At 39.0% G+C, this 7,388-nt stretch carries 6 protein-coding genes; all 6 read left to right on the top strand.

Annotation, left to right across the window (positions count from 1 at the left end; all coding sequences use genetic code 11):
• Positions 1–1,961: TonB-dependent receptor plug domain-containing protein (locus ACIQ32_RS10790; RefSeq protein WP_396195698.1), on the top strand; the 1,961-nt coding region annotated here is incomplete at its 5' end.
• 45 nt (positions 1,962–2,006) lie between these two features.
• Positions 2,007–3,149 carry a lycopene cyclase family protein gene (locus tag ACIQ32_RS10785; protein ID WP_396195697.1) on the top strand — a complete coding sequence of 381 codons (1,143 nt, stop codon included), beginning with the start codon at positions 2,007–2,009 and terminating at the stop codon, positions 3,147–3,149.
• A 254-nt stretch (positions 3,150–3,403) separates the two neighbouring features.
• Positions 3,404–4,261, top strand: a complete 858-nt coding sequence (gene hisG, locus ACIQ32_RS10780) for an ATP phosphoribosyltransferase (protein ID WP_396195696.1) — start codon at positions 3,404–3,406, stop codon at positions 4,259–4,261.
• A 14-nt stretch (positions 4,262–4,275) separates the two neighbouring features.
• Positions 4,276–5,565, top strand: coding sequence for a histidinol dehydrogenase (hisD, locus tag ACIQ32_RS10775; protein ID WP_396195695.1), 1,290 nt, complete (start codon positions 4,276–4,278; stop codon positions 5,563–5,565).
• Positions 5,558–6,571 (top strand): histidinol-phosphate transaminase, encoded by a 1,014-nt coding sequence (hisC, locus tag ACIQ32_RS10770; RefSeq protein WP_396195694.1) that lies wholly within the window; start codon positions 5,558–5,560, stop codon positions 6,569–6,571. The genes hisD and hisC overlap by 8 nt, the downstream gene beginning before the upstream one ends.
• Positions 6,568–7,388, top strand: an 821-nt coding sequence (hisB, locus tag ACIQ32_RS10765) for a histidinol-phosphatase (protein WP_396195693.1), incomplete at its 3' end; no start/stop codon positions are given. The genes hisC and hisB, both read left to right, overlap by 4 nt.

Raw genomic sequence — 7,388 nt, 5'->3', positions numbered from 1 at the left:
AATTACAATTGGATGAAGTAGTCATCTCCGGCACCCTAAAAGCCGTCAAACGACTGGAAAACCCTGTTCCTGTTGAAGTGATTACCACTACTTTCTTAAAACAAAATCCAACCAGTAATGTTTTTGATGCTTTGCAAAATGTAAACGGTTTGCGCCCGCAAAACAATTGCAATGTGTGTGGAACTGGCGACATTAGAATAAACGGTCTTGATGGTCCGTATACCATGGTTACTATTGACGGAATGCCTATAGTGAGTGCGCTCGGAACGGTTTATGGTTTATCGGGCATACCCAATTCAATGATTGAAAAAATAGAGGTTGTTAAAGGCGCAGCTTCAAGTTTGTATGGCAGTGAAGCAGTTGGCGGATTGATCAACATCATCACCAAAAAAGCTAAAAATAGTTCCTTATTTTCTGCCGACATGTTTTCTACTTCATGGTTGGAAAACAATATCGATTTGGGATATAAAGCCGCTATGGGTAAAAAAGCGGATGCCCTTTTTGGCGTGAATTACTTTTATTACAACAATCCTATAGACAACAATAAGGATAACTTTACGGATATCGCATTGCAAAATCGTGTCTCTTTTTTCAGCAAATGGAATATTAACCGAAAATCAAAAAAAGAGTTTAGTATTGTTGGACGTTACTTATATGAAGATCGTTGGGGTGGCGAAATGCAATGGAACAAAGGTTTTCGTGGAGGTGATGAAGTATATGGCGAAAGCATTTATACCTCGCGATTTGAGCTGTTAGGAAAATATGAGTTACCTGTTAAAGAAAAAATGTATCTGCAATTTTCGTTTATAGGTCATGACCAAAATTCGGTTTATGGCAATTCATTTTATTTTGCCAATCAAAAAATAGGGTTCGGGCAATTCCTTTGGGATAAAAATATCCAAAATCATTCACTCCTATTCGGCAGTGCTTTTCGCTATCAATTTTATAACGATAACACTCCGGCAACAGCCACTTCAGACCATTCGAAAATCTACAGCGCTTTTGTTCAAGATGACATCAAACTGACTTCAGAAACCGGAGTTTTATTAGGCGCTCGATACGATTATAATTCAGCTCATGGCTCCATATTTACCCCAAGAATAGCGCTAAAATGGAAACCGTCTCCTGATGATATTTTACGTTTCAATTTCGGAACCGGTTTCAGAGTAGTCAATCTTTTTACAGAAGACCATCAAGCACTATCAGGCGCAAGAGATGTTATTTTGACGGAAGATTTGAAACCCGAAACCTCCTATAACTTAAACTTGAATTATTTGAAAAAATACAAGTTGGAAAATTTAGGGGTGATGAATATTGAATTATCATCGTGGTACACCTATTTTACCAACCGAATTTTTGCCAATTACGACCTCAACCCTAACCAAATTGTATATGACAATCTGAATGGTTATGCTACTATTTTCGGAGTTAGTGCCAATGCTGATTGGATTACCCCTTTTGGGTTAAAAGCTACGGTTGGTGCGAGTTACTATAATCCGATTACCAAACAAGACGGCGAAAAATTGGTTCCGCTTTTTACTGAAAAGTACTCCTTGAATTGGGCCATCAATTACGAAATTCCCCGTTGGTTTTTATCATTAGATTATACCGGGAATGTAACAGGTCCTATGCGTTTGCCTTTGTTGGGTGAACTCGATCCCAGAAGGGAATATTCGCTACCGTTTTCTATCCAAAACATTCAACTAACTTTTAAAAAATTCCACCAACTCGAAATCTACACAGGAATAAAAAACATTTTTAATTGGACCCCCAACCGCGGCAATCCTTTTTTGATTGCACGAGCCAATGACCCGTTTGATCAAAATGTGCAATTTGATGGCAATGGAAATGCTGTTCCAACCGCAACAAATCCTTACGGGCTAACTTTTGATCCAACTTATGCTTATGGTCCCAATCAGGGCGCACGCTTTTTTCTGGGATTACGCTATCATTTGGATTAACATTTGTTTGACTCATTATTATTAGAGATTGACTATTTTTGAGGCATGAAACACTACCATTACATTTTTACCGGCTCCGGTTTATCCGCTTTGATGACGGTTTATGAAATGGTATTGTCGGGAAAATTTAAAAGCAAATCCATTTTACTAATCGACGAAAATTCCAAAAAAACCAATGATCGAACTTGGTGTTTTTGGGACGATAAAGATTTATGTAGCGACCTGGCTTCCGCCAAATGGAACGCAGCATGGTTCAAAAATGAACATTTTGAAAGACAACTAAATCTTCATCCGTACCAATACAAAATGGTCAACGGCTTGGATTTTTACAATAGCGTTTTCAAATTAATTTCTAAAGAAGAAAACATCACTTTCCTCAACCAAAAAGTGCTCGATTTTCAAGAATTAGGACAACATTGTGTCGTTAAAACTGACTTTGAAAGTTTCACTTGTAACCAAATTTTTAACTCGATTTTCAATCCTGAATTGGTTAAACGCCAAACGAAATACCCGTTTCTGCACCAGCATTTTATCGGTTGGTTTATCAAAAGCAAAGAACCGGTTTTTAATCCCGATTGTGCGACTTTCATGGATTTTTCGGTGGAACAGCGAGGCAATACCCGATTCATGTACGTTTTGCCGACTTCCAAAACCGAAGCCTTATTGGAATACACTTTATTCTCTAAAGACTTATTACCAAAGGAAGAATACGAATCAGAAATCAAAAACTACATCAAAAAATTAGGAATTACGAATTACGAATTACTGGAAAAAGAACAAGGCAATATCCCTATGACGTGTTATCCGTTTTGGCAACACAATTCGAAAAACATCTTAAACATTGGTTCTGCCGGCGGTTGGACGAAAGCTAGTACCGGTTATACTTTTAAAAACACAGTCAAAAAATCAAAAGCGTTAGTTCAATTTTTATCCAAAGAAAACGACTTAACAAAATTCCATAAAACCGATAAATTCTGGTTTTATGATTTATTACTTTTAGATATTTTAGACCACAAAAACCAGTTGGGTTCGACTATTTTTTCGGCTATGTTTCAAAAGGGAAATCCAGCCGTTATCTTTAAATTTCTGGATGAAGAAACTTCTTTTACTGAAGATTTGCAAGTCATTTGGCGTTGCCCTAAAATACTTTTTATCAAAGCACTTGTTAGTAGAATCTTCCGCTACTAACTATTCTGAACAAATGTTAAACTTTGTAAAAAGTTATGTTTGTATAGAAAGTTATGGCTAGTTTTGCCTCATCAAAATAAAAAAATGAAAACGATTATTGCTCAATTACATCATCATCATTCTTGCAACCAGGCGAGTTAATGATGTATTGTAGCCAATCAAAAACATAATTAAAAACCCGTCTGAGTATATCAAGACGGGTTTTTTGTATTTATACACTTCGCGATATACTCAGCTTTTATTCCCAATTAAAAATGAGTACTTTAAAAATTGCGATTCAAAAAAGCGGCCGACTGAGTGAAAAGTCACTCCAATTGCTGGAAGCATGCGGCATCAAAATCTCCAATGGCGAACGAAAACTCAAAGCCGTTGCCCAAAATTTTCCCATTGAAATTCTATTCCTGCGAGACGACGATATTCCCCAATACGTGGAACAAGGCGTCGCCGACATCGGTATTTTAGGCGAAAATGAAGTCTGGGAAAAAGGCAAAGAAGTAAACATGATTCAGCAACTGGGTTTTGCCGGTTGCCGCATGTCCTTAGCTATACCAAAAGACGAAATTTACACCGACTTAAGTTATTTTGAAGGCAAACGAATCGCCACCAGTTATCCTAAAATCTTAATCGATTTTTTCGCCCAGAAGAACATCAATGTCTTCATCGAAGAAATCAGCGGCAGCGTTGAAATCGCTACCAGTATTGGTCTAGCCGATGCCGTATTCGACATTGTCAGCACCGGAAGTACGCTATTGATGAATGGTTTAAAAGAAGTGGAAACCGTCGTGAAAAGCGAAGCTGTGCTCATTGCCAACCCGAATCTGACTCCGGAAACCCAAGCCATCCTAAACAAATTGTTATTCCGAATCCAATCGGTTCGCGAAGGCAAACAAAACAAATACATCTTGCTAAATGCGCCCAATTCGGCCATCGAAAGTATCTGTTCTTTGCTTCCGGGCATGAAATCACCGACCATTTTACCCTTGGTCAACAAAGATTGGAGCAGCTTGCATTCGGTCATCCAAGAAGACGATTATTGGGAAATTATAGAACAACTCAAAAACCTAGGTGCTGAAGGCATTCTAATTATTCCGATTGAAAAAATGATTCGATAACAAATTCAAAAAATATGAAAACATACATAAACCCAACTCCCGAACAATGGGAAGATTTAGCCAAACGCAAAACATTTGCTACAGCTGACTTAAACGAAACCGTAAAATCGATTTTCAATGACGTTCAAAAAAACGGCGACAAAGCCGTTAAAAAGTACACCCAATATTTCGACGGCGTTACATTGGACAACATAAAAGTTACTAAAGTCGAAATAGAAACAGCTTTGGCGGATACACCATCCGATCTAAAAAAAGCCATACAAACCGCCGCCGAAAACATCAAACGTTTTCACCAATCGCAAAAAGAAATGCCAATCAAAATCGAAACCACTTCGGGTGTGTTTTGCTGGCGGGAAAGTCGTGCGATTAACACCATCGGGATATACATCCCCGGCGGAACAGCACCTCTTTTTTCTACCGTTTTGATGCTGGCCATTCCGGCTCAAATTGCAGGTTGTCAAAACATCATTTTATGTTCACCACCCGATAAAAACGGCTATCTAAATCCGGCCATTCTATATGCTGCACAGTTAACAGGTGTGACGCAAATTTTTAAAGTCGGCGGTATCCAAGCCATCGCTGCGATGACCTTAGGCACTGCTGAAATTCCAAAAGTTGACAAGCTCTTTGGCCCCGGAAATCAATACGTAACTGCGGCCAAACAATACGCGCAACAACTAGGTTTGGCCATCGATTTGCCGGCCGGTCCGAGTGAACTTTTGGTGTTGGCGGATGAGAATTCTGATCCCGATTTTGTGGCTTCCGATTTGCTTTCCCAAGCCGAACATGGTGGTGACAGTCAGGTGATTTTGGTTACCAATTCAGCAAAAATTGTGGCTAACGTTGCTGCAGCAATTGAAACTCAAAAAGCACTCTTACCACGACAATCGGTTGTAGAAAAAGCACTGGAAAATAGTCGGGCCTTGGTTTTTGATAGCATTCAAACCGGAATCCAATTCAGTAATTTTTACGCGCCGGAACATTTGATTTTAGCCATCGAAGACGCCGAAAACAAAATCAGTTTCATCGAAAATGCGGGTTCGGTTTTTATTGGAAATTACAGTTGCGAAAGCGCCGGAGATTATGCCAGCGGCACCAATCACACCTTACCAACCAACGGTTATGCCAAGAGTTACAGCGGTGTTTCATTAGACAGTTTTGTCAAAAAAATCACGTTTCAAAAATTGACTGCAAATGGAATACAAAACCTTGGTCCAACGATTGAACTCATGGCTGCTGCAGAACAATTAGCCGCACACAAAAACGCCGTTTCCATCCGATTAAAAAAATTACAAAATGGATAATATCAATAATCTCATTCGGAAAAACATTCTTTCGCTCACACCCTATTCAAGTGCGAGAGATGAATACAAAAGCAATCAAGGAATTTTTTTAGATGCCAATGAAAATCCGTTCGGCAACTTAAACCGCTATCCCGATCCGTACCAATGGCGGTTGAAACAAATCTTGAGCAGTCAGAAGAAAGTATGCCTTGAAAACATACTAATCGGCAACGGAAGCGACGAAATCATCGATTTGGTACAGCGCATTTTTTGCGAACCCGCAGCAGATAAAATCATCATTTGTCCGCCAACTTATGGGATGTATGAAGTGTATGCTAACATCAATAATCTGGAAATCGTTTCGATTCCTTTAAACGAAAATTTCCAGTTGGATACCGAAGCGATTTTAGCCGAAAAAGCCAAAATTTTGTATTTGTGTTCACCCAACAATCCGACCGGAAATGCCTTGGAAAATCTCGAATACATTATTGAAAACTTTAACGGAATTGTCTTTCTAGACGAAGCTTACATCGACTTTAGCGACCAACCGTCATTGGTTTCTAAAATCAAGCAATTTCCTAATTTGATAGTTTCACAAACGTTTAGCAAAGCTCGTGGTTTAGCGGCCGTTCGTATCGGAGTTGCCTATGCCAATGAAACTATCATTTCGGTACTGAATAAAGTAAAACCGCCTTACAATGTGAGTCAGCTAAACCAAGAAGCGGCTGTAAAATCGCTCGCTGACGAAGCTAATTTTAAAGCGAATGTTGACTTGATAAAAGCCGAACGTGAATTGCTTAAAAAATCACTTTTAGCCTTAGATTTTGTAACCAAAATTTATCCATCGGAAGCTAATTTTTTATTAGTCGAAATGGAAAATGCCACTGCGGTTTACAATAGTTTAATCGAGCAACAAATCATCACGCGCAATAGAAGTTCAGTAGTTCAAAACACAATTCGAATTACCATTGGAACACCAAGAGAAAACCAACAATTAGTGTACGCACTGCAATTAGTTACCACATGAAAAAAGTATTATTTATAGACCGCGACGGCACGTTAATCGTTGAACCTCCGATTGATTTTCAAGTCGATTCTTTGGAAAAATTGGAATTTTATCCTCAAGTTTTTCAATACTTATCGCGCATCGCACAAGAACTCGATTATGAGTTGGTTATGGTCACCAACCAAGATGGCATGGGAACAGATTCTTTTCCCGAAAACAACTTTTGGCCTGCCCAAAATAAAATGCTGAAAGCGTTTGAAAATGAAGGTATCCGATTTGCCGATGTGATTATTGATGTTTCGTTTCCGGAGCAAAATTTACCCACGCGAAAACCCGGAACGGCTTTGTTACAACAATATGTCAAAGGCAATTACGACTTGAAAAACTCATTTGTCATAGGCGATAGAGTTACCGATATCCAATTGGCAAAAAACTTAGGAAGTCAGGCGATTTTTATTTCGGCTGAAGCGAATGAACAAGCGATTTTGTCTACTGCTTCTTGGGAAACGATTTACCAATTTTTGAAAGCGCAACCTCGAACAGCACAACTCATTCGAACCACAAAAGAAACTGAAATTGCTGTTGAAATCAATTTGGATGGCAACGGGAAAAGCAACATCAACACCGGTTTAGGCTTCTTTGACCATATGCTTGACCAAATTGCCAAACATGGCAATATCGATTTGAACATTACTGTAAAAGGCGATTTGTATGTCGACGAACACCACACGATTGAAGATGTCGGGATTGCTTTGGGTGACGTTTTTGCACAAGCTTTAGGTTCCAAAAAAGGTATCAATCGTTATGGGTTTTTGTTACCCATGGACGATTGTTTAGC

The sequence above is a fragment of the Flavobacterium sp. genome, assembly GCF_044373165.1.
Lineage (GTDB): Bacteria > Bacteroidota > Bacteroidia > Flavobacteriales > Flavobacteriaceae > Flavobacterium.
This window is presented reverse-complemented; position numbering and strand designations above follow the sequence as displayed.

Coding starts and splice junctions, on each gene's coding strand:
- ACIQ32_RS10785 (WP_396195697.1), top strand. CDS start 2,007: ATGAAACACTACCATTACATTTTTACCGGCTCCGGTTTATCCGCTTTG.
- hisD (WP_396195695.1), top strand. CDS start 4,276: ATGAAAACATACATAAACCCAACTCCCGAACAATGGGAAGATTTAGCC.
- hisC (WP_396195694.1), top strand. CDS start 5,558: ATGGATAATATCAATAATCTCATTCGGAAAAACATTCTTTCGCTCACA.
- hisG (WP_396195696.1), top strand. CDS start 3,404: ATGAGTACTTTAAAAATTGCGATTCAAAAAAGCGGCCGACTGAGTGAA.